The following is a 22,137-nucleotide window of genomic DNA, read 5'->3' on the forward strand; positions in this document are numbered from 1 at the left end:
GGAGGAAAACTATTGTGTCAAATATAAAACTAAGAAATACATATAAGTCTTATACAGCGATATTTGTAATTGGTATATTAGTAGGGTGTATATGTAGACTGTTAGATTATTTTCCCGCAGATACACTATGGAGTTTTTCATCACCTCAAACATTGTTTGGTTTTTGGATTATTACCAATACTATCATCGTTATGTTAAGCACCTCAAATATTTGTGCAGGAATTAGTTCGTTCTTGTATATGTTTGGAATGACATTAAGTTTTTATGCTTTACAAGCAATATTAGGAATGTTTATACCTATGTTTTCCGGCGGATTCCGCTTTGGGCTATTCATATTGTTTACTGTTTGGTCAATCGCTTGTGCAATAGCAGCATTTATTCTGTACTATTGGAATAGGGAACATATTTTTAGTTCAGTATTATATTCTTTACCAGTAGGAGCATTATTTGCTGAAACAATAGCAGTTTTTATTTATTTTTTGGAACATCAAACATTCCTATTTCAGTTGTTAATGGATATTATAGGAGCTGTTGTGTTTACCATAATATTTTTCAAAAAAGTAAACTATAGAAAAATGTATATTGTCGGAATTGTATTAAGTACTTTGGTATTTTATTATATTTTTCCATGGTAGTTTATATTGATAAATCCCAGTTTGACAATTTCATATCCATACACACAAAGCAGTTAGTCTTAGGATTGACTGCTTTTTTCTTACCTAAATTTTAGATTGGAGTGATGAAATGAGCGATATTTTTAAGGATATGCAGACGAAAGTCGGCTGTGATTATATTTCCGACCTGCCCTCTTACAAGCGTAAGGTGTGGCAGGAAATGAAACGACTGAACCCTGCCGATTATGAAGAAAGACAGTTAGAAGATTTTTCTAAATATGTGTTTGGTATGTCGTACCAGACCTTACAAGATGTGATGAAACAACAGAAAGGACGTGAGGAACAATGCAGGAAACAAGGGTGCTGGTGGAAACGAAAGGAACAACTGGCGAAGAAACAACATCATACTGGTTTGACCTGCCGATAGATGTTGCAGAGTTTGAAGAAAAGTTAGGTGTCGGTGCAGAAAGTGGGGATTACCGCATTATCGAAAAGGTACTGCCCTTTGCTGATGAAGTCCACGAACATACAAGCGTGTACCAGCTCAACGAATTAGATTTTATGTACCGCCAGCTTTCAAGCGATATGCAGGAAGAATATGTATCACTTCTTACCGTGTATGAAAATTTAGAAGCACTTTATATTTGCAGGAACGTGATTACGGTTTATCCCGACTGCAAAAGCATGATAGATGTTGCAAGGCAAAAGCTGATGAACGACCCGACATTTAAGCATTTATCCGAGGACTGTCAAGAATATTACTTTGACTTTGAAGCCTACGCTTCTCACTTGCAGGAACACGGGAAATTTTTAGTAACAGAACACGGTATCTTTGAACTGCCAGAGTAGGAAATGAGGTGGTGCTTATGATTGATGATATGGCGGTTTACATTGCTAATCTTGGCAAATACAATGAGGGCTATTTAGTCGGTGCTTGGTTCACGTTCCCCATTGACGAGGAAGATGTGAAAGAAAAAATCGGCTTGAATGAACAGTATGAGGAATACGCTATCCATGATACCGACAACTTCCCCATTGCGATTGGCGAGTATGTTTCCATTGAAGAACTCAATGAGATGTATGAAATGATAGAGGAACTTCCCGACTATATTGTAGAGTGTCTGGACGAATTTATCAGCCACTACGGGACGCTGGAAGAAGTCGTGGAACACAAGGACGATATTTATTATTATCCCGACTGTGAAACTATGACAGACGTTGCCTATTACTACATAGACGAATTGCAGGCACTTGGGGACATTCCACCCAGCTTACAGAATTACATTGACTATGAAGCCTACGGGCGAGATTTGGATATGGGCGGTTGCTTTATTGAAACAAGCCGAGGTATGTGCGAGATACCATATTAACGCTGGAAGATCAGCGACAAGCATTGTTGTTACTGACAGCGTATTTCTCTTTAAGGGACAGTCTGAAAATGGCTGTCCTTTTCTATTTAGAAACTTACGAAAGGAGCTGAAAGAACTTGAAAAAGATTAAATCTTATACGGGTATCTGGAACGTGGAAAAAGTCTTGTATGCAATCAATGACTTTAACTTACCCTTTCCCGTTACCTTTACACAGATTACATGGTTTGTGATTACGGAATTTCTCATTATTCTGTTTGGGGATATTCCCCCACTTTCCATGATTGAGGGAGCATTTCTCAAATACTTTGGTATTCCCGTTGCTCTCACATGGTTTATGTCGCAGAAAACCTTTGACGGAAAGAAGCCGTACAGCTTTTTGAAATCACAGATAACCTATGCCCTGCGACCGAAAATCACTTATGCAGGAAAAGCCGTAAAACTGCATAAGCAGATACTCAATGAAACAATCACGGCAGTAAGGAGTGTGAACTATGTTCCCGATAAAATATATTGACAATAACCTTGTCTGGAATAAGGACAATGAGGTGTTTGCTTATTATGAGCTGATACCATACAACTATTCTTTCCTATCCGCAGAGCAGAAATTTATCGTGCATGACAGTTTCCGACAGCTTATCGCACAGTCCCGTGAGGGAAAAATTCATGCGTTGCAGATTGCAACGGAAAGCTCAATACGAAGTATGCAGGAGCAGTCAAAGAAGCTGGTTACGGGGAAATTAAAGGAAGTTGCCTGCCAGAAGATAGACGAACAGACCGAAGCGTTAGTATCAATGATTGGGGACAATCAAGTGGACTACCGCTTTTTTCTTGGCTTTAAGCTCATGGTTACGGAAGAACAGCTCAATCTGAAGAACATCAAAAAATCGGCGTGGCTGACATTCAAGGAATTTCTCCATGAAGTGAACCACACGCTGATGAATGACTTTGTTTCCATGCCGAATGATGAAATCAACCGTTATATGAAAATGGAAAAGTTGCTGGAAAATAAAATCTCCCGTCGCTTTAAGGTGCGTCGCTTGGAAATCCATGATTTTGGGTATCTCATGGAACATCTTTACGGCAGGGACGGTATCGCCTATGAAGATTATGAGTACCAGCTACCAAAGAAGAAATTACAGAAAGAAACGCTGATAAAATACTACGACCTTATCCGTCCGACAAGGTGTGTGATTGAGGAAAGCCAGCGGTATTTGCGATTGGAACATGAGGACAGGGAAAGCTATGTGTCCTACTTTACCGTCAATGCGATTGTTGGCGAGCTTGATTTTCCGTCGTCTGAAATCTTCTATTTCCAGCAACAGCAATTCACATTCCCCGTTGATACTTCTATGAATGTAGAAATCGTGGAGAACCGTAAAGCATTAACAACCGTCCGCAACAAGAAAAAGGAATTGAAAGACCTTGACAATCACGCTTATCAAGCAGGAAGTGAAACAAGCTCAAATGTGGTGGACGCATTAGACAGCGTGGATGAGCTGGAAACGGACTTAGACCAGACAAAAGAAAGTATGTATAAGCTCTCTTATGTAGTGCGTGTATCGGCTGATGATTTGGACGAATTAAAACGCCGTTGTGATGAAGTCAAAGATTTTTACGACGACCTCAATGTAAAGCTGGTGCGTCCTGCTGGGGATATGCTGGGGCTTCATTCTGAATTTCTTCCTGCCAGCAAGCGATATATCAATGACTACGTGCAGTATGTAAAATCAGATTTCTTGGCAGGTCTTGGTTTTGGTGCGACCCAGCAGTTAGGGGAAACTACGGGTATCTATATGGGCTATTCCGTTGATACGGGAAGAAATGTGTACCTGCAACCGTCGTTAGCTTCGCAGGGTGTAAAAGGTACAGTAACAAACGCTCTTGCTTCTGCTTTTGTCGGTTCGCTTGGCGGTGGAAAGTCATTCTGCAACAATCTTCTGGTATATTATGCGGTGCTGTTTGGCGGTCAAGCAGTCATTTTAGACCCCAAAGCTGAGAGGGGCAACTGGAAAGAAACGCTCCCAGAAATCGCCCATGAAATCAATATCGTAAACCTTACCAGCGACAAGGACAATGCAGGACTTCTTGACCCGTTCGTGATTATGAAGAATGTAAAAGACGCTGAAAGTCTGGCAATCGACATCTTAACATTCCTTACGGGTATTTCCTCTAGGGACGGCGAAAAATTCCCTGTACTTCGTAAGGCGGTACGCTCCGTTACCCAGAGCGACAGTCGGGGCTTGCTCCATGTGATAGACGAGCTACGCCGTGAAGATACACCCATATCAAGAAATATCGCAGAACATATCGACAGCTTCACGGACTACGACTTTGCACACCTGCTGTTTTCAGACGGTACGGTGGAAAATGCAATCAGTCTGGATAACCAACTCAATATCATTCAAGTAGCGGACTTAGTATTACCAGATAAGGATACAACATTTGAGGAATACACGACCATTGAATTATTGTCGGTGTCTATGCTGATTGTGATTAGTACCTTTGCCCTTGATTTTATCCATTCAGACAGAAGCATTTTTAAGATTGTAGACCTTGACGAAGCGTGGGCGTTCTTAAATGTGGCACAAGGCGAAACTTTATCAAATAAGCTGGTGCGTGCTGGACGAGCTATGCAGGCAGGCGTCTATTTTGTTACACAATCTTCTGGCGACGTGTCAAAGGAAAGTCTGAAAAACAATATCGGCTTGAAGTTTGCCTTTCGTTCTACTGACATCAACGAGATAAAGCAGACCTTAGAATTTTTCGGTATCGACAAGGACGACGAGAACAACCAGAAACGCTTGCGTGATTTGGAGAACGGACAATGCTTATTGCAGGACTTATACGGGCGTGTCGGTGTGGTGCAGATACACCCAGTCTTTGAAGAACTGCTACACGCCTTTGATACCAGACCGCCCGTACAGAGAAATGAGGTGGAGTGATGAAAGAAAGGATAAAAGGTGCGTTCACAAAAAGGAAGATACTTCACTTTCTCAAAATGGCTCTGTTTGTCGTGGCACTCTCCCTTATCCTGCTCTCACTTCTGGGGACGGTGGCTCATGCGACGGGGCTTGTGGACGATACCATAAACGCAGAAAATCTTTACTCAAAATATCCGCTGTCGAATTACCAGCTTGATTTTTATGTGGATAATAGCTGGTCGTGGTTGCCATGGAACTGGCTGGACGGTATCGGAAAATCGGTGCAGTACGGACTTTACTGCATTACCAATTTTGTCTGGACGATAAGCCTTTATTTAAGCAATGCTACGGGCTATGTGGTGCAGGAAGCATACAAACTTGATTTTATTAACGATATGGCAGACAGTATCGGACAAAGCATACAGACCCTTGCAGGCGTTACCGAGAACGGCTTTTCTTCTACGGGCTTCTATGTCGGTTTCCTGCTTCTCATTATCTTAATAGTGGGACTTTATGTTGCCTATACGGGACTTATCAAACGCGAAACCAGCAAGGCACTTCACGCTGTTATTAACTTTGTGGTGGTGTTCGTGTTGTCCGCTTCCTTTATTGCCTACGCTCCCGATTACATCAAGAAGATAAATGAATTTTCATCAGACATCAGTACCGCTTCTTTGGACTTGGGAACAAAAATCATGCTCCCTAACTCTGACAGCGAGGGCAAGGACAGCGTGGACTTGATACGGGACAGCTTGTTTTCCATTCAAGTGGAACAGCCGTGGCTCTTGCTTCAATTTGGTAACAGCAACGCAGAGGAAATCGGGACAGACCGTGTAGAAGCTCTGGTATCAGTAAGTCCAGAGGACGAGGACGGCAAGACCAGAGAGGAAGTCGTGAAAACAGAAATCGAGGACAATGACAACAACAATCTGACGATACCGCAGGTCGTAAACCGTTTAGGTATGGTGTTCTTCCTGCTATTCTTTAACTTAGGTATCACGATATTTGTATTCTTGCTTACGGGTATGATGTTGTTCAGCCAGATACTCTTTATTATCTTTGCAATGTTTTTACCTATCAGCTTTCTACTTTCCATGATACCGAGCTATGAAAGCATGGCAAAGCAGGCAATCGTGAGGGTATTTAATACCATAATGACACGGGCAGGAATAACGCTCATTGTAACGGTGGCGTTCAGCATTTCCAGTATGTTTTATAACATCTCCACAGACTACCCGTTCTTTATGGTGGCGTTCTTGCAGATAGTGTGTTTTGCTGGTATCTATATGAAACTGGGCGACTTAATGAGTATGTTCTCACTTAATGCTGGCGACAGTCAAAACATGGGACGAAGAATTTTCCGCAGACCGTATCTGTTTATGCGACATAGGGCTAGGCGTATGGAACACCGTATTGCAAGGGCGGTAAGTGCTGGCGGTATTTCGGGTGGTGTGGCTGGTGCGGTAGCTGGAAGTGCCGTTGCTGGCAAGAGAGCCGAAAGAAAAAATACGGCTTCTAAAGAAAATCGGGGCAATACCACTTCCAGCATGGGACAGCGTGCAGGCTCAAAGGTGGGTGCTGTCTTAGATACGAAAAATAAAGTGAAAGACAAGGCTAACGCTGTCAAAGAGAATATCAAGGATATGCCGACACAGACCGCTTATGCGGTGTATTCCGCAAAGGAAAAGGCAAAGTCCAGCGTATCAGACTTCAAGCGTGGCATGGTGCAGGAACAGCAGTCCAGACAGACGGGACGCTTGGAAAAGCAGGAACAGCATAGACAGAATATCGCTGACAAACGTATGGAGCTTCAAAAGGCACAAGAAGCAAGACAAAGAAAGACGGACGGATCAGCGACAACGGGAGCTACCCGTCCCCATGAGCGACCAGCCACAGCTTCAACCATTCCAAAGCCGAGTGCGGAAAAAATGCAGGAAGTGAAACGTCCTGCCACAGCGACCACTTCAAAAGCAAGTGAACCAGTCAAGACAAATGTTGTGAAAGAGCGTCCGTTATCTTCTGGTGCTTCTGATAAGAAAGCGACCCAGCCTGCACAGCCAGTACATAGGCAGAATGTAGAAAAAGTAGTATCGCAGGAAACACGCCAGAATTACAAAGCAGAGCGTACTACAAAGAAACAGACCTTTGAACAATCAAAGCGTACAACGGAACATACCGAAAAGAACCGTAACCTTGTAACGAAGAAAGGACAGAAGAAAAAATGAAACTGAAACATATCGCTCTTATTGGCAGTCTGTTTCCTATCCTCTTTTCCATAGTCCTTTTCTTTGGTGTCCTCATTAGTGCGGACAGCGACGACGAGAACAGCAACTTTTCTTCTGGCATTACGGGTATGAATTTATCCGCAGAAGTCTTGAAACATCAGCCTATGGTGGAAAAATACGCCAGAGAAAACGGTATCTCCGAGTATGTCAACGTGCTACTGGCTATCATTCAAGTAGAAAGTGGCGGTACGGCAGAAGATGTTATGCAGAGTTCAGAAAGTCTTGGTTTACCGCCCAACTCTTTAGATACGGAAAGCTCAATCAAGCAGGGGTGTAAGTATTTTGCGTCCCTGCTTTCTTCCTGTAAAAATCAAGGTATCGACGATTTGAATGTAGCGATACAGTCCTATAACTATGGCGGTGGTTATGTGGGATATGTGGCAGGAAAAGGAAAGAAACACACCTTTAACCTTGCAGAGAGCTTCGCCCGTGAGAAATCGGGTGGAAAGAAAGTAACCTACACCAACCCGATAGCCGTTGCGAAGAACGGGGGTTGGCGGTATCAGTATGGCAATCAATTTTACGTCGAATTAGTCAATCAGTATTTAACTGTTCCGCAGGTATCGGGAGAGCTGGCACAAAAGGTCATGAATGAAGCGTTAAAATATCAAGGCTGGAAATATGTGTATGGCGGTAGCAATCCCAACACTTCTTTTGACTGTTCGGGACTGACGCAATGGTGCTATGGAAAAGCTGGTATCTCCTTACCGAGAACCGCACAAGCACAGTATGACGCAACCCAACATCTTCCACTTTCGCAGGCAAAGGCTGGGGACTTGGTATTTTTCCATTCTACCTATAACGCTGGAAGTTATGTAACACACGTCGGTATTCTTGTTTCGCCGACACAGATGTACCACGCAGGCGACCCGATAGGATATGCAGACCTAAGTAGTAGTTACTGGCAACAGCACTTAATCGGTGCAGGACGAGTAAAACAATAGAAAGTGAGGATTTCATCATGTTTAGAAAGAATAAGAAACAGACAGAAACTATCAAAGAACCCAAAGAAAAAAAGGTGCGTACTTTCAAGGTAGGCACACATAAAAAATCCGTGATTGCATTGTGGGTGGTGCTTATCGCAAGCGTGAGCTTTGGGGCGTATAAGAATTTTACGGCTATCGACCAGCACACGACCCATGAAAAAGAAATCATAGAGCTTCGCTTGCAGGACACCAACGGGATAGAAAATTTTGTGAAGAACTTTGCAAAGCCCTACTACACATGGAGTAACAGCAAAGAAGCGATTGAAGCAAGGACGCAGGCAATCAGCGGTTATCTGACAAAGGAATTGCAGGACTTGAATGTGGATACCATTAGAACCGATATACCGACCAGCTCCACAGTTACAGATGTGATTGTATGGAGTATTGAACAGTCGGGAACGGACACTTTTTCTGCTACCTACGAAGTGGATCAGCAGATAAAAGAGGGAGAACAGACAAGCAATGTGAAAGCAACCTATACCGTAAAAGTCCATGTAGACGCTGACGGGGATATGGTAATCGTTCAGAACCCTACCCTTGCACCAGCAATCGAGAAATCAGATTATGAGCCTAAGACACCAGAAGCAAATGCAAGTGTAGACGCTGATACCGTCAATGACGCTACTGCATTTCTTGAAACATTCTTTAAGCTGTACCCGACAGCCACAGAAAAAGAGCTTGCCTACTATGTATCGGGAAATGTGCTTGAGCCTATCGGCAGGGACTACATTTATGCTGAACTGGTAAACCCTATCTTTACAAAGGACGGGGACAATGTGAAAGTCAAAGTTGCTGTGAAATTCCTTGATAATCAGACAAAGGCTACACAAATATCGCAGTATGAACTTGTGCTACATAAGGATAGCAACTGGAAGATTGTAGGATAATAAAATATGGAAAGTTTGCTTGACATTCTTTACTTGCAGGAGTATCATAAGATTAGAAAAGGAAAGCAAACTTTCCATTTGTTCAAGAAAGGGGTATGTTGTGAAAAATCGTTTAGAAGAATTACGAAAACAAAGAGGTATTAAACAAGAAGATTTAGCGACTGCTCTTGAAGTATCTCGTCAAACAATAGGCTCTTTAGAAAATGGACGCTACAATCCCTCTATTATCTTAGCTTTTAAAATTGCAAGGTACTTTCAAATGAGTATTGAAGAAATATTTATTTATGAGGAGGAAAGCAAATGAAACATAAGATACAAAAAGTTGAATTATTTATCGGTGTAATAATCTTTTTAGGTGGTTTACTAACTTATGGTTTAGGCGTACACCAACTATTGCCCGTACCTCGTCCAGATTTGGTTGTCTATGGTACAACGCTTATTGGAATAATATTGATTTTTATGGGTTGTGATATATTCAGTAAGCCAACAAAAGAAATGCAAATATTAGAAAATGATGAAAGAAATATCGCAATTACTAATGCTTCTCTTGCGAATGCTTATAAAGTAACACTTACATTATTGGTTCTTGTATTATTTGCTCTTGTCTTTATGGGATATATGAGTAAAGTTGTGTTTTTTTCGATAGCAGGAGTTATTGCTATCGGACAAATTACATGGGTTATAACAGCTCGTTATTTAGATAAAAATACGTCTTAATTCTTCAAGTATTTTTAGTTTTTCCTTCTCCATAACTACGCCCCATTCTTTTTTTGTATAGTAATATTGTATCATTAAGAATCACAAATCACAAGTGATTTGTGATTAATCACTTGTGATTTGTGATAAGTGATTTGTGATTAATATATAAAAGCCCTCTTTAAAGGGCTTTTATGTTTATTTTGAAAAAGAGATAAAATCAATATATCCCTTTTCCCCAATTTTTACAACGGCATTGTAGGGCTTTTTCTCTTTGTTTTTGATTCCTTTTACCAGGGTTTCTTTTCCCTCCAGTAATTCTTTTACATTCGTTTTGGTTAGTTTTTTCTTTCTAAAATGTTCAGCTAAAGTAAACTTACATTCAGGATAATTTGAACAACCATAAAACGATTTTTTTAATACAATATTGTTGCCACACTTAGGACATTTTCCTACAAGGGGTCCCGAGCGCTTAGTGGGAATTTGTACCCCTTATCGATACAAATTCCCCGTAGGCGCTAGGGACCTCTTTAGCTTCTTGGAAGCTGTCAGTAGTATATCTAATAATTTATCTCCATTCCCTTTAGTAACGTGTAACTTTCCAAATTTAAAAAAGCGACTCATAGAATTATTTCCTCCCGTTAAATAATAGATAACTATTAAAAATAGACAATACTTGCTCATAAGTAACGGTACTTAAATTGTTTACTTTGGCGTGTTTCATTGCTTGATGAAACTGATTTTTAGTAAACAGTTGACGATATTCTCGATTGACCCATTTTGAAACAAAGTACGTATATAGCTTCCAATATTTATCTGGAACATCTGTGGTATGGCGGGTAAGTTTTATTAAGACACTGTTTACTTTTGGTTTAGGATGAAAGCATTCCGCTGGCAGCTTAAGCAATTGCTGAATCGAGACTTGAGTGTGCAAGAGCAACCCTAGTGTTCGGTGAATATCCAAGGTACGCTTGTAGAATCCTTCTTCAACAATCAGATAGATGTCAGACGCATGGCTTTCAAAAACCACTTTTTTAATAATTTGTGTGCTTAAATGGTAAGGAATACTCCCAACAATTTTATACCTCTGTTTGTTAGGGAATTGAAACTGTAGAATATCTTGGTGAATTAAAGTGACACGATTGTTCAGTTTTAATTTTTCTGACGATAAGTTGAATAGATGACTGTCTAATTCAATAGACGTTACCTGTTTACTTATTTTAGCCAGTTTCGTCGTTAAATGCCCTTTACCTGTTCCAATTTCGTAAACGGTATCGGTTTCTTTTAAATTCAATTGTTTTATTATTTGGTTGAGTACTTTTTCACTCGTTAAAAAGTTTTGAGAATATTTTATATTTTTGTTCATGTAATCACTCCTGAAGTGATTACATCTGTAAATAAATACAGAAGTTAAACGATTTGTTTGTAATTTTAGTTATCTGTTTAAAAAGTCATAAGATTAGTCACTGGTAGGAATTAATCTAACGTATTTATTTATCTGCGTAATCACTGTTTTTAGTCTGTTTCAAAACAGTAGATGTTTTATCTACATTACGCATTTGGAATACCAACATGACGAATCCCTCCTTCTTAATTACAAATTTTTAGCATCTAATTTAACTTCAATTCCTATTATACACAAAATTTTAAGATACTGCAATATCAACACACTCTTAAGTTTGCTTCTAAGTCTTATTTCCATAACTTCTTTTACGTTTCCGCCATTCTTTGCTGTTTCGATTTTTATGATATGGTGCAAGTCAGCACGAACACGAACCGTCTTATCTCCCATTATATCTTTTTTTGCACTGATTGGTGTATCATTTCGTTTTTCTTTTTGTGCGCCTAAATTTCCCACAATCACTCACTTCTTTCTATTTCTTCTTATTCTTATTTTATCATCAACAATCACAAATCACTTGTGATTTGTGATAAGTGATTTGTGATAAGTGATTTGTGATTAATATATAAAAGCCCTCTTTAAAGGGCTTTTATGTTTATTTTGAGAAAGATATAAAATCAATATATCCCTTTTCCCCAATTTTTACAACGGCATTGTAGGGCTTTTTCTCTTTGTTTTTGATTCCTTTTACCAGGGTTTCTTTTCCCTCCAGTAATTCTTTTACATTCGTTTTGGTTAGTTTTTTCTTTCTAAAATGTTCAGCTAAAGTAAACTTACATTCAGGATAATTTGAACAACCATAAAACGATTTTTTTAATACAGAAAATGTAGTCTTTTGAAAGGTGGAATTAACAATGAAGAAAAAATTATCATTTATCATTGAGATTATTATAGGTATAATCTTTATATGTTTTGGATATTTCGTTATTGATACTGATTATTACGCTACACTTTTTTACGCAATGGGGTTCGGTTTAGCTTTTGCTTCTGGTGTTCAATTATTGAAAATTTGTTATTATGAAATGCCAAAAAATAAAGAAAAATTACAAAATATAAATAGAGAAAATCACATCAATAATGTTGATGAAAGAAAAATATTTTTAAGAATGAAAGCTGGTTCTTTAGTATATCAGTTAATGACTTTCGTGTACTTGTTTGTTGCTTTTGTACTTGCGTTACTTCATATTGAAGCATGGATTATAGGCATTATATTTGGTTTATTCCTACTGCAAACATTTTTAGGGATTATTCTATATAAGCATTTTGAAAAACATTTCTAAAACATTCAGTAAATTGTGACGAGGTAATACTATGATAGGACTTAAAAAACGAGATATTAAAAAAGCATTGAAAGCTGGTGCAAAAGCTGGCGGTGTGTCATTAGCTGATGTTCGAGCTGATATTGAAGCGACGATTGATGAAGCTATGAACAGCACCGACCCAGAAGTGCAGGAGAATTTCAGAAAGTATTTTGGAAATAAACGCCCTACTCCAGAAGAATATATTTACAAGATTACAAAAAAGACAAAAGTTTAATAGAAATCAAGTGCTGTAAGGGGGCTTGTGTCATGGAAAGTTTTAAGCATAATCTTATACGGTCATACACTACCTAACAGCATTTTATTAACAACTGAATATCTCACAGCTTTAATAGCTCGTACAGACTATATGTTTTGTGCGGGCTTTTTTTGTACCCGAAAAAATTTTTTCATTTTTTTTCAAAATCATGCAACAAATCACACCTTGCTGTACAGATATGGTGCGGAAAGAGGGATAAACACTTTTCACGTCATAACGGAAAGGGGGTGTGATGATATGAAACCGTCGGACTTCCAAAAGACAATACAATGCCAATTTGACTGCAAGCTCAAACGTGTAGTGAAAGGCATTGTCCGTAATTATCGCAAAGAATTAAAGCGACGAAGAAATAAGGAAATTTCCTATTGTGAACTTCCAGAAATCGTCGTGGAAAAGCTGGCAGTCTGGGACGAATACGAAAGCGATTATACCGCCTTTGATGTATGTGGTATTGAGGTTCGTGTCCTTGATGATGATTTAGCAGAAGCGATTAAGTATCTGTCTGAAAAAGACAGAGAAATCTTGTTGATGTATTTCTTCTTAGGCATGAGCGATACAGAAATCGGCGACAGATTAAAGATTAACCGTTCAACGTCGTTCCGAAGTAGGAAGAACTCACTTGAAGAAATCAAGAAAAAATTAAAGGAGAACATGAATGATGAATAACACACGCCCGTCATTTTACCTTATCTCGTCGGCTGTGGACGGCAACGTAAATGCGATTGAAAAGATACTAGCATTGTATGACCCGTACATATCAAAATGTTGTTTGCGTCCGTTCTACGACAGATATGGTAATGTCTGCATAGTCGTAGACATGGAATTAAAAGGACGTATCAGAGAAGCACTTATCAAAATGATTTTGGACTTTGATATTCCTTTAGAAACCGAAGAATAACAAGCAGTAATCGCAGAGCATGATTTGTTCAATCCCCTCTTTCCTGCTCTGCACCTGCTTTTACATGAAAGCAACACGCTTTCGCCACAGCTCTTTGACAACTGAATAAAGCAGACAGATACGTTTGTGAGATAGCGAGCCACGGGGACTGTACGCCACGACCTTTTCAAAAGAAAGCGAGCGACCCACGCAGTGATCCGAGAGCGACTGTTGGAAAAGTCGTTTTGCCACGACCTATCCTCACAGAATAATGATACGTCCGCATGGTGCGGTTCTGCCCACAAGAATGGGAATAGTTGAGATACTAACGGAGCTTTCCAAAGCCGTCTGCCTGCTTGTAAAAAATGACACACAGTAAAGGGGGTGCATAGATTATGAACAATACTGATGTGCCTATCTGGGAAAAATATACGCTGACGATTGAGGAAGCGTCCAAATACTTCCGCATTGGCGAAAAGAAATTGCGTAAATTAGCCGAAGAAAATATTGACGCTGGCTGGGTTATCGTGAACGGTAATCGTATTCAGATTAAGCGAAAACAATTTGAAAAAATCATAGATACATTGGACGAAATCTAATGTCATTGAACCGTAGATATGGTATAATAAAGTATAGCGTATCACGGCTCATTCCATGACGGAAAGGAGCTTTACACTATGTCTAATGCGAAACGAAAAGACAGTAAAAATCGCAATTTGCGTAATGGAGAGAGCCAGCGAAAAGACGGAAGATACGTTTATAAATATTCCGATATATACGGAAAGCCACAATTTATCTATTCTTGGAAACTTGTACCGACAGACAAGACACCTGCTGGAAAGCGTGATGATATTTCATTGAGGGAAAAAGAAGCACAGATAAAAAAAGACCTTAACGACGGTATCGACACAGTCGGCGGTAAAATGACAGTCTGCCAGCTCTACGACAAGAAAAACAGCCAAAGAAAGAACATCAAAAGGGCTACTGAAAAGGGACGACAGTATCTTATGAATGCTCTGAAAAATGACCCATTGGGTATGAGGGCGATTGATACTGTTAAGCAGTCGGACGCTAAAGAATGGGCTATCAGAATGAGCGAAAAAGGATATGCCTATAAAACGATTGATAACTATAAGCGTTCCTTGAAAGCTTCATTTTACATGGCGATACAAGACGACTGTATCAGAAAGAACCCATTTGAATTTAAGCTAAGTGATGTTCTGGAAGATGATACAGAGCAGAAAGTTATCCTTACACCAGAGCAGGAAGAACGCCTGCTTGCCTTTATGGAAAAGGACAAGATTTATAGTAAGTATTATGATGAGGTTGTGCTTCTGTTGGAAACGGGACTTCGTATTTCTGAATTTTGCGGACTGACGACGCATATTGATATGCAGAACAGAATACTCAATATAGACCACCAGTTATTGAAAGATAGCGAAATGGGCTACTATATTGAAACACCAAAGACCAAAAACGGAAAACGGGAACTTCCATTGACAGAACGGGCTTATCAAGCAATCCAAAGAATACTAAAGAACAGAGGAAAGGCACAACCGCTGATTGTAGGTGGTTACAGCAATTTCCTATTCTTAAACCGTGAGGGCTTGCCTAAAGTTGCAGGAAACTATGAGGGTATGGTGCGAGGATTGATTAAGAAATATAACAAGTATCACACGGATAAGTTACCGAACATCACACCACATTCATTCAGGCATACTTATTGTACGAATATGGCAAATAGAGGAATGAACCCAAACACCCTGCAATATCTCATGGGACACGCTAACATAACCATGACACTTGGCTATTACGCACACGGTACATTTCAATCTGCAAAAGCGGAACTGGAAAGACTGGCTTGTTAATATCGGAGCTTATATTTACTACTCATTTACTACTTTTGGTTGCATTTTCATGCTGGTAAATGCCAGCTTATGCAAGGTATCTTCCAAAAAGAAAATACCGATAAAGCCCTAAAATACGGGATATATCGGCATTTACCAACTTATGAAAAGATAATCAGAAATTTAGTAAGTTTTTGTCCTACAAATCTAAGTGCTACTCCATCTCTATTACAATCATAGGTACTAACACTCATGATTCTTAAATAATCCTGATTGTCTACAGAATCAAAATCTGCAAAAGAGTAAATGTCTACCACTTCCGTATATCCCGTATCATGGGTTGTATGGCCATACAGCATAACCGGTATTCCCAGATTCCGGCAAAACGTATACATGACAAGACCCGCTTTTTGTGCAGACTCAATCCTGCCACCGGATGACATAGAACCTGAAAGGTCAAGCAGAACCGCAAATGCGATTGAAAATCCATCTTCCGGTTTTATTGTTTTTTCAAAAATCTTATCATCTAGCCGGTACAGATTTCCACGGCTTAAACGTTTCCCCATGTAAAGACCTGATTGCGTACCTCCCTCCAGCCGCTCCAGCACATCTTCAAGCGATGCTTCCAGCCGTTTTGTGATTCGGTTTATTTCTGGAGCAATCATTTTATATTCTTTTTCCAATCCCTGGGGAACTGTTGTCATCCGGTGCATTTCAATCACTGAATCTTTGTGGATACCGTCCAATTTAAAATCTGCTGCCTCCTCCTCCAGATTCCTTTTTAAATCCGATTCCTCATCCAGCAGAAACTTCTCCTCTGCTATTTTCTGCAAAAGATTAGATAATGTCTCATCGATCTCCGATCCTTCCTCTGTTTCCTCTTCTCCTCCTTCCTGCCTCTGCCCATCTCGCATTTTCTCAAGTGCATTTTCTAATTCTTCGTTCTTACCGTTCTGATTTTGAGATTCCGGTTCCCCTTCCAGCTCCCCGTCCCAGCCTTCAATTTCCTCTTCCACTTCATTCTGTTCTTCCGAAGCACCGATGGTCTCTGAAAGTGCCACCCATAACATTTTCCGATTTAAATACTCCTGAATTTTCTTACTCAGTTCTTCCTCCGAAAGCCGGTTTATTTCATTTTTCAGGCTCTTTGCCGCTGTTTTAATGGCCTGTCTGATGTATTTCCACAACTTTAGCATCAGGCGGTTCGTAGCATAAAAGCGAATATCCGGGTCAGCGCTTACCACTGCCTCATCAATGATTTTACGGCAGGAATTTAAGCGGGAACAATACTGTTTATCATATTCTTTTTCTGCCTCTGTCCTTCCGGCTCTGGCATAGCGGAAAATCATATCCAGCATAATAGTCAGTCCATCGCTCTTTTCTGCCTTACGCGCTTCCTGCGTTGGAATATGATGAATGATAAGCGCGGCATTACGTTGAATTCCATTTTGAATACTGCCCGGATACTTCTGGCACATAAAGCTTTCAATATACACATCTTCCAGTACGTTATTTATATAAGAAGCGGTTTTCTGTATCACCGAGGCTGCCACCACGTTATGGGCATTTAAGTATCCTTTCATCTCCTCCCAGGCTTTTCTTTCGTATACCAGCTGCACCTGTGGAGGCTTTGGATACACACGCCATCTGGAGAATCCGCTTACATACCGGCCCCGCCGTTTGAAATCCGAACATCTAAGATGGCCGCATTCATGGGCTATAAACCCCTCATGGCTCTTTATTTTAGACACCCGGCTCGTCATCAGATTTGTGATTGGATTCGCCGTATTTAAGTAGAGGAGCCGTCCATTTGTAAACGCAATCCTGGCGTCATCGGACTCTTCATAATCCATGAACAGGGTAATATCATTCTTCTGTCCCAACAATCTGACAGATTTTAACATGGTGCCATGATAGGATTGAGACAGAAAAAAATCTTTATCCGTCAGCCTTCCCATTCTATTTTTTATTTGATTATGTTTTTGCTGCACTTTTTTATTCATTGGTTCCTCCTCATTTTTTTATGCCGCATGCGCCTCTGTGAACGCGGGTATCACCAGTTTTTTATAAATTTCCTCCCTTTCCTCTGGTTCCGGCGCTGCTTTCGCAACGAGCGTGCATTTTGCTGCTTTCAATATATCCTTCTGTATAAGGTAAGCCCACACCCAGTCCTCATATTCCCGGTATCCGCATACTCCGCCCGTAATCATTTCTGTATTGCAGTGTTTTTGTACTTCACAAACAATATCCGCCATTTTCTTTAAGAAAGTCTCATCGTCAAATTTCACTTTCTTCTTGACCCGGGCTACCATTGCCTCCGCATTGAGCGGCTCTAAGTAATGAACCATACGCATTCTGGACAAAACGGATTCATTAAATCCCCGGCACCCTTTATATCCCATATTGGTTGTAATGAGGATTACTGTGTCGGGATGCCGTTTCACCACTTCTCCACTGGTCAGTGTGATTGCCGCACCTTCATCCAGCAGTCCATTTAACTTAACCAGAGTACCTGGTTTGGTAATAACAGAAGGCTCCTGTATTTCCACCAGTGATGGTCTTCTGCACCCAGTCACAATAGGGGACTCTACCATGACAAATTTCTTATCATCCTTCCCATTTTCAAATCCATTTTGATAAAACATGGTCAGGATTTTTCTAAACGCCTCTTCTTCACTGATTTCGTTGTCGTACAATCCGCATATCTGCGCCAGAGCGGAAGCCGGGTCCATGATTAGATCCTGATACGTTGGCATGGGAATCTGAATCTTTCCCGGCCGTTCACCTGTATTGGGAACCATGGAAGATACCAGATCCACTTCATCTGTTCCCTCGCTGCATGTAAAAGCATAGTACGGCAATCCCAACAACTGTGCTATAATTTTTGCGTTTGTTGTTTTACCTGTGCCAGCTTCCCCTACACTAAGGAAAACCCGCATGGGGCTGTTGATAACCGCGTCCATAATCTCCTGTGCTTCTGCTGATACATTGTATTTTTCCGGCAGCTTAGGAACCAGATTTTTTTCCTCATCGGTAAGCTCAAATTTGCGGTCATACTGCTCTTTTAATTCTGCTATTGTTCTTTCACAGTCCTTACATTCCAGAACCTGAAATTTTCCATATATCGTCTCGGTCGGGTTATAATCTCCATCGGCCAGTTGACTGGTAAGAATTAACGGTACATTTCCAGACGCAATACTATCCCCGTCAAACAAAATACCAGACTCACCGAGAGACGCACTATTGACAATTCTTCGGTACAGATTGTCACAGCATAGAAAAGCCAGGTCCGTTGCCTTATCCGCATCCGGATATCCATCTTTTATCTCATCGTTTAACAGCAAGAAGGCTTTGGAAAATTCATCGTCATGAAGAGAACCTTCTGCTAAGCTTGCAAAAATGAACATCATGATAATTTCCCTGCCGCTTGCCCCCCGCTCACCAATCTGCGGATATGCCGCCAGTGTTGTTCCGTTCTTTACAATCCCTTTCCATTTACCATCCTGTGGATGATACACACCGATTCTTATTTCAGAACCGGCAGCCACAGGCTTTGCGTACTCCATACAATACCATTTAACCGTTCCCGACACTGTCTGTACACCAAATGCGCCTTCCTGGTCTCCTCTTATAATTGCAGATACGGCCAGCAGTGCTTTTAAAGTGGAAGCGTGCAGGGTTGCACGCTTCATTCTTGACATATGGTTATGGACGGAAAGACAGGATGCCTCCGTTGTGTCTTTTTTCCCGCGGTTTGCAGCCACGCCCGCAAATGGTTCCGGCAAAATTCTGGTAAATGTCCAGTTTTCAAAAATCTTCATCATCTTTTGATTTCCTCCTTCTTATGCAGCTTCTTGTCCGGGAATCAGCCCCTGTCTCTGTGCCTCTGCACGCAACCTTACTGCCAACAGGGTATTTCTCTTGCCGATATCACTGTTGGAAATTGCCATATAGAGAGCTTTCTTTGATCCAACAAGATGAACCCGAAATTCTGCCCGCGTGACTCCTGTATAATAAATATTTCGCTTTAGCATCGGCCAAAAGCAGGTAAGTACCGGGATTATCACAATTGGAAATTCGGCTCCTTGTGATTTATGTATACTTGTTGCATATGCTAACTCAAGGATTGATAACTCATCTTCCTGATATGTTTTAATGACATCTCCAAAATCCACGGTCATTTCCATTTCCCCAGCTTTTGATTTTCCAATCTGGACAACCCTTCCAATATCTCCATTAGCAATCTCTTCTGTATTATGCGTCTGCATAACCCGATCACCAACACGGAACAAACCGTACTTGGTTTGCCACTCCGCTTTATCAACAGCAAACGGATTGGCAATTCCCTGCAGCCGGTTATTTAAAGCAGTTACCCCTGCCTCCGTTTTTGTGCGCAGAGGTGATAATACCTGAACCATATCCAAATCACCGCCGCTTCTTTCCAATTCCTCCTGATATATTTCTGAAATTTTTTCTGCGGCGTCATATGCGTCTTCCACATAGGTAAAGGTAAAATCATCTCCATAAAGAAGATTCTTTTGATTTCTGTTCATCAAATCCGCATTCCATATGATATTTGACCCCTTCGCCTGCCGGAAAAACTCGTCCAGAACCGTAACTGGAATCACATCGGAGACAATTAATTCCCTAAATACATCTCCCGGTCCCACCGATGGAAGCTGATCCGCATCACCTACCAATATAAGTCTGGCTTCTGTCTTGATTCTTGAAAACAGCATACTGGCAAGCTTCATGTCGGACATGGTAAATTCATCCGCAATAATTAAATCCTCTTCGAGGATTTCGGGTTCCATATTGTCCATCTCATCATCCGTTACATATAATGCTTTGTGGATTGTAAAAGCCGGATACCCAGTGCTCTCTGAAAGTCTTTTCCTGGCTCTGCCTGTGGGTGCACAAAGTAGTACAGACTTATTTTTTTCCAGACGTTCAAATATCTGAAGAATAATTTTGAGGATGGTAGTCTTTCCTTTTCCAGGGCCGCCAGTGATGATGGATACCTGGGACCGAAATACCATTCGGACTGCCTCCTCCTGTTTTTGTGCAAGCGTCATTTTACTTTTTGCTAAAACAGCCTCTAATTCCCGCTCAATATTATACGTGTTCCCCGGTGAACGGAGCAGCCTGACAAGATGATACGCTGCCTCTTTCTCCGCCTCCCGGTATGCCTTTAAATAAATAGCCGTTCCATCTGCCTCCAGAAGCTTATCCTTCATTACCAGCTCATTTCCTGCCAGCTTAATCTGTCCGCGCCTGACTGTATCAGTTGGAAAGCCTGCATTGAGCACCTTATATGCCATATCGACAATGATGGTACTGTCTAAATACAGATTTCCTTCTTCAGCGCCCTTTCTCAAAACATATTGAATAGCCGCTTTAATCCTTTCAGGCTCATCCGGAGCGAGGTCTTTACTGGCTCTGGCAATGGGATCAACGGTAATAAAACCAAACCCTTTGATTTCACAAAGACGGTATGGGTTTTCCTTCAACAGTGTCACTGCTTCCAGACCAAAATGCTGTTTGATTTTTTCGGCCTTTTTGGGTGTGACGTGGTAAGGTGCAAGATACGCCATTAATTCCCTTAATTCCGCACTCTTCTGATAGGATTCAATAATAAATTCCAGCTTCTGTTCAGTAATTCCCTTAATAGCAAGGAGTTCATTAGGATGATTCTCCATAACAGTGAAGGTATCGGTTCCGAACCGGTTGACAATCTCTCTTGCCATAACCGGGCCGATTCCCGTAATCAATTCGGAGGACAGATAACCGATGATTCCCTCCCGGCTTTTGGGAAGGAGAACCCTCGACCAGTCAACACCGAACTGAAGGCCATATTTCTCGGACCTTTTCCAGTCTCCCTCCATCTCAATCTCTACATTATCCATACAAGGAAGTTCTTTTCCAAATGCAGTGAACGTCACCTCTGTTCCATAATTGGATATGACTGCTTCACTTGGAATACAATCCAGCTCCATACTGCTGTATTCAGCCACGGTATAACCATTCCCCGGGTTTATATACAGTCGGCTCTTAAATTTACATACCATCGGTTCTCTTCCTCCCGCTTACCTTGAAACATAAATGTATCTCCCATCATTGACTGCATAAAATCCGTCCTGCTTTAAATATTCGGTAATGGTATTGGCTTGCGCGCCCGGATATCCAGGAAGATTGCCAGCCCGTCTGTAACCCTTTGGGGTGCGGATATTACAGACACCATCGGTACGAATCCAAAATTCATTTTTTCCATGTGCAAATATATTGGTAGATATCGCTTTGATTCGTTCCCTTCCGCACCGTGTATACCATTCATATACCGGGTTGTCCCTTTCGTCCTGACCATTATTTCCATCATCCAGACCTTCCTCGGCCGCTCCACTTCCACTGCCAGACTGCTCTTTTTCCTCCGATGATTTAATTATCCTGATTCTCCATTTTTTTCTGATAAGCAAGTAATACACTGCAAATGGAATCCCAATCGATACCGCATTCACAATAAGTCCCAAAATCATGGGAGCTGCCAGCTGTAACATCACGGCCCCCGCTGTGCACATTAAAAATACCATGATGAATTTCTGTACTTTCTTTTCATTCATCTTCGTTTATCCTCCAAAAGCAGGCGGCTAGAATGCGCCATCACATCCTAGCCGTC

Annotated in this window: 25 protein-coding genes and 1 pseudogene; 17 read left to right on the forward strand and 9 right to left on the reverse strand. The window is 41.0% G+C overall.

The features are described from left to right. The first annotated feature begins 14 nt into the window (after nt 1-14). The 11 genes from H8S80_RS34285 (at nt 15) to H8S80_RS15360 (ending at nt 9,781) form a co-directional block, all read left to right on the forward strand. Nucleotides 15-635 (forward strand): hypothetical protein, encoded by a 621-nt coding sequence (locus H8S80_RS34285; RefSeq protein ID WP_008787617.1) that lies wholly within the window; start codon nt 15-17, stop codon nt 633-635. Between the two features lie 109 nt (nt 636-744). After that, nucleotides 745-1,041, forward strand: coding sequence for a hypothetical protein (locus H8S80_RS15315; protein WP_008787618.1), 297 nt, complete (start codon nt 745-747; stop codon nt 1,039-1,041). Further along, nucleotides 960-1,463 (forward strand): antirestriction protein ArdA, encoded by a 504-nt coding sequence (locus tag H8S80_RS15320; protein ID WP_008787619.1) that lies wholly within the window; start codon nt 960-962, stop codon nt 1,461-1,463. Before H8S80_RS15315 ends, H8S80_RS15320 begins: the two co-directional genes overlap by 82 nt. Nucleotides 1,464-1,480: 17 nt before the next feature. Next, nucleotides 1,481-1,984 carry an antirestriction protein ArdA gene (locus H8S80_RS15325; protein ID WP_002323345.1) on the forward strand — a complete coding sequence of 168 codons (504 nt, stop codon included), beginning with the start codon at nt 1,481-1,483 and terminating at the stop codon, nt 1,982-1,984. A 116-nt stretch (nt 1,985-2,100) separates the two neighbouring features. Beyond that, complete coding sequence (locus H8S80_RS15330) at nt 2,101-2,499, forward strand: conjugal transfer protein (RefSeq protein ID WP_009243016.1); 399 nt, start codon at nt 2,101-2,103, stop codon at nt 2,497-2,499. After that, nucleotides 2,477-4,927 (forward strand): conjugal transfer ATPase TcpF, encoded by a 2,451-nt coding sequence (gene tcpF / locus H8S80_RS15335; protein ID WP_008787620.1) that lies wholly within the window; start codon nt 2,477-2,479, stop codon nt 4,925-4,927. Before H8S80_RS15330 ends, tcpF begins: the two co-directional genes overlap by 23 nt. Continuing rightward, on the forward strand, nt 4,927-7,131 hold the full coding sequence (locus tag H8S80_RS15340; RefSeq protein WP_008787621.1) for a CD3337/EF1877 family mobilome membrane protein: 2,205 nt from the start codon (nt 4,927-4,929) through the stop codon (nt 7,129-7,131). Before tcpF ends, H8S80_RS15340 begins: the two co-directional genes overlap by 1 nt. Then, the gene (locus tag H8S80_RS15345) at nt 7,128-8,135 is read left to right on the forward strand and encodes a bifunctional lytic transglycosylase/C40 family peptidase (RefSeq protein WP_008787622.1); all 1,008 of its coding nucleotides are present in this window, start codon (nt 7,128-7,130) and stop codon (nt 8,133-8,135) included. The genes H8S80_RS15340 and H8S80_RS15345 overlap by 4 nt, the downstream gene beginning before the upstream one ends. A 17-nt stretch (nt 8,136-8,152) precedes the next feature. After that, the gene (locus H8S80_RS15350; protein ID WP_008787623.1) at nt 8,153-9,064 is read left to right on the forward strand and encodes a conjugal transfer protein; all 912 of its coding nucleotides are present in this window, start codon (nt 8,153-8,155) and stop codon (nt 9,062-9,064) included. A 100-nt stretch (nt 9,065-9,164) separates the two neighbouring features. Next, nucleotides 9,165-9,368 carry a helix-turn-helix transcriptional regulator gene (locus H8S80_RS15355; protein WP_008787624.1) on the forward strand — a complete coding sequence of 68 codons (204 nt, stop codon included), beginning with the start codon at nt 9,165-9,167 and terminating at the stop codon, nt 9,366-9,368. Then, nucleotides 9,365-9,781 carry a hypothetical protein gene (locus H8S80_RS15360; protein WP_008787625.1) on the forward strand — a complete coding sequence of 139 codons (417 nt, stop codon included), beginning with the start codon at nt 9,365-9,367 and terminating at the stop codon, nt 9,779-9,781. Before H8S80_RS15355 ends, H8S80_RS15360 begins: the two co-directional genes overlap by 4 nt. A gap of 177 nt (nt 9,782-9,958) precedes the next feature. Here H8S80_RS15360 and H8S80_RS15365 read toward each other — a convergent pair whose 3' ends face one another. The 5 genes and pseudogenes from H8S80_RS15365 to H8S80_RS15385 form a co-directional block, all read right to left on the reverse strand. Next, nucleotides 9,959-10,243 (reverse strand): topoisomerase C-terminal repeat-containing protein, encoded by a 285-nt coding sequence (locus H8S80_RS15365; RefSeq protein ID WP_002326770.1) that lies wholly within the window; start codon nt 10,241-10,243, stop codon nt 9,959-9,961. 145 nt (nt 10,244-10,388) lie between these two features. Further along, a complete protein-coding gene (gene erm(B), locus H8S80_RS15370; RefSeq protein ID WP_048791320.1) occupies nt 10,389-11,126 on the reverse strand; it encodes a 23S rRNA (adenine(2058)-N(6))-methyltransferase Erm(B) in 738 nt (245 codons plus the stop codon). Between the two features lie 124 nt (nt 11,127-11,250). Continuing rightward, nucleotides 11,251-11,334, reverse strand: coding sequence for a 23S rRNA methyltransferase attenuation leader peptide (locus tag H8S80_RS15375; protein WP_001814874.1), 84 nt, complete (start codon nt 11,332-11,334; stop codon nt 11,251-11,253). Between the two features lie 48 nt (nt 11,335-11,382). Next, nucleotides 11,383-11,552: pseudogene (locus H8S80_RS15380) on the reverse strand (MLS leader peptide). 205 nt (nt 11,553-11,757) lie between these two features. Further along, nucleotides 11,758-12,042: a topoisomerase C-terminal repeat-containing protein gene (locus tag H8S80_RS15385; protein WP_008787627.1), complete on the reverse strand. Its 285-nt coding sequence runs from the start codon at nt 12,040-12,042 to the stop codon at nt 11,758-11,760. Here H8S80_RS15385 and H8S80_RS15390 point away from each other — a divergent pair. The 6 genes from H8S80_RS15390 (at nt 12,017) to H8S80_RS15415 (ending at nt 15,485) form a co-directional block, all read left to right on the forward strand. Continuing rightward, nucleotides 12,017-12,442 carry a hypothetical protein gene (locus H8S80_RS15390; RefSeq protein WP_008787628.1) on the forward strand — a complete coding sequence of 142 codons (426 nt, stop codon included), beginning with the start codon at nt 12,017-12,019 and terminating at the stop codon, nt 12,440-12,442. The genes H8S80_RS15385 and H8S80_RS15390 overlap by 26 nt on opposite strands. 31 nt (nt 12,443-12,473) lie before the next feature. Next, nucleotides 12,474-12,698 (forward strand): hypothetical protein, encoded by a 225-nt coding sequence (locus H8S80_RS15395; protein WP_008787629.1) that lies wholly within the window; start codon nt 12,474-12,476, stop codon nt 12,696-12,698. Between the two features lie 279 nt (nt 12,699-12,977). Continuing rightward, nucleotides 12,978-13,406, forward strand: coding sequence for an RNA polymerase sigma factor (locus H8S80_RS15400; RefSeq protein WP_008787630.1), 429 nt, complete (start codon nt 12,978-12,980; stop codon nt 13,404-13,406). Next, nucleotides 13,399-13,638, forward strand: a complete 240-nt coding sequence (locus H8S80_RS15405; protein ID WP_187049060.1) for a helix-turn-helix domain-containing protein — start codon at nt 13,399-13,401, stop codon at nt 13,636-13,638. The genes H8S80_RS15400 and H8S80_RS15405 overlap by 8 nt, the downstream gene beginning before the upstream one ends. Nucleotides 13,639-14,012: 374 nt before the next feature. Next, the gene (locus H8S80_RS15410; protein WP_004613735.1) at nt 14,013-14,216 is read left to right on the forward strand and encodes an excisionase; all 204 of its coding nucleotides are present in this window, start codon (nt 14,013-14,015) and stop codon (nt 14,214-14,216) included. Between the two features lie 78 nt (nt 14,217-14,294). Continuing rightward, on the forward strand, nt 14,295-15,485 hold the full coding sequence (locus tag H8S80_RS15415) for a site-specific integrase (RefSeq protein WP_187049058.1): 1,191 nt from the start codon (nt 14,295-14,297) through the stop codon (nt 15,483-15,485). Between the two features lie 140 nt (nt 15,486-15,625). On the opposite strand, the gene H8S80_RS15420 is transcribed toward H8S80_RS15415, so the two are convergent. The 4 genes from H8S80_RS15420 to H8S80_RS15435 are packed head-to-tail and all read right to left on the reverse strand — an operon-like array spanning nt 15,626 to nt 22,081. Then, nucleotides 15,626-17,467, reverse strand: a complete 1,842-nt coding sequence (locus H8S80_RS15420; RefSeq protein ID WP_243272821.1) for a vWA domain-containing protein — start codon at nt 17,465-17,467, stop codon at nt 15,626-15,628. An 18-nt stretch (nt 17,468-17,485) separates the two neighbouring features. Next, nucleotides 17,486-19,288 (reverse strand): P-loop NTPase family protein, encoded by a 1,803-nt coding sequence (locus H8S80_RS15425; protein ID WP_006775501.1) that lies wholly within the window; start codon nt 19,286-19,288, stop codon nt 17,486-17,488. Nucleotides 19,289-19,306: 18 nt separating this feature from the next. Beyond that, the gene (gene recD2, locus H8S80_RS15430; RefSeq protein ID WP_117632900.1) at nt 19,307-21,532 is read right to left on the reverse strand and encodes an SF1B family DNA helicase RecD2; all 2,226 of its coding nucleotides are present in this window, start codon (nt 21,530-21,532) and stop codon (nt 19,307-19,309) included. An 18-nt stretch (nt 21,533-21,550) separates the two neighbouring features. Further along, nucleotides 21,551-22,081, reverse strand: coding sequence for a hypothetical protein (locus tag H8S80_RS15435; protein WP_006775845.1), 531 nt, complete (start codon nt 22,079-22,081; stop codon nt 21,551-21,553). Nucleotides 22,082-22,137: the final 56 nt, after the last annotated feature.

The sequence above is a fragment of the Hungatella sp. L36 genome (assembly GCF_014288035.1).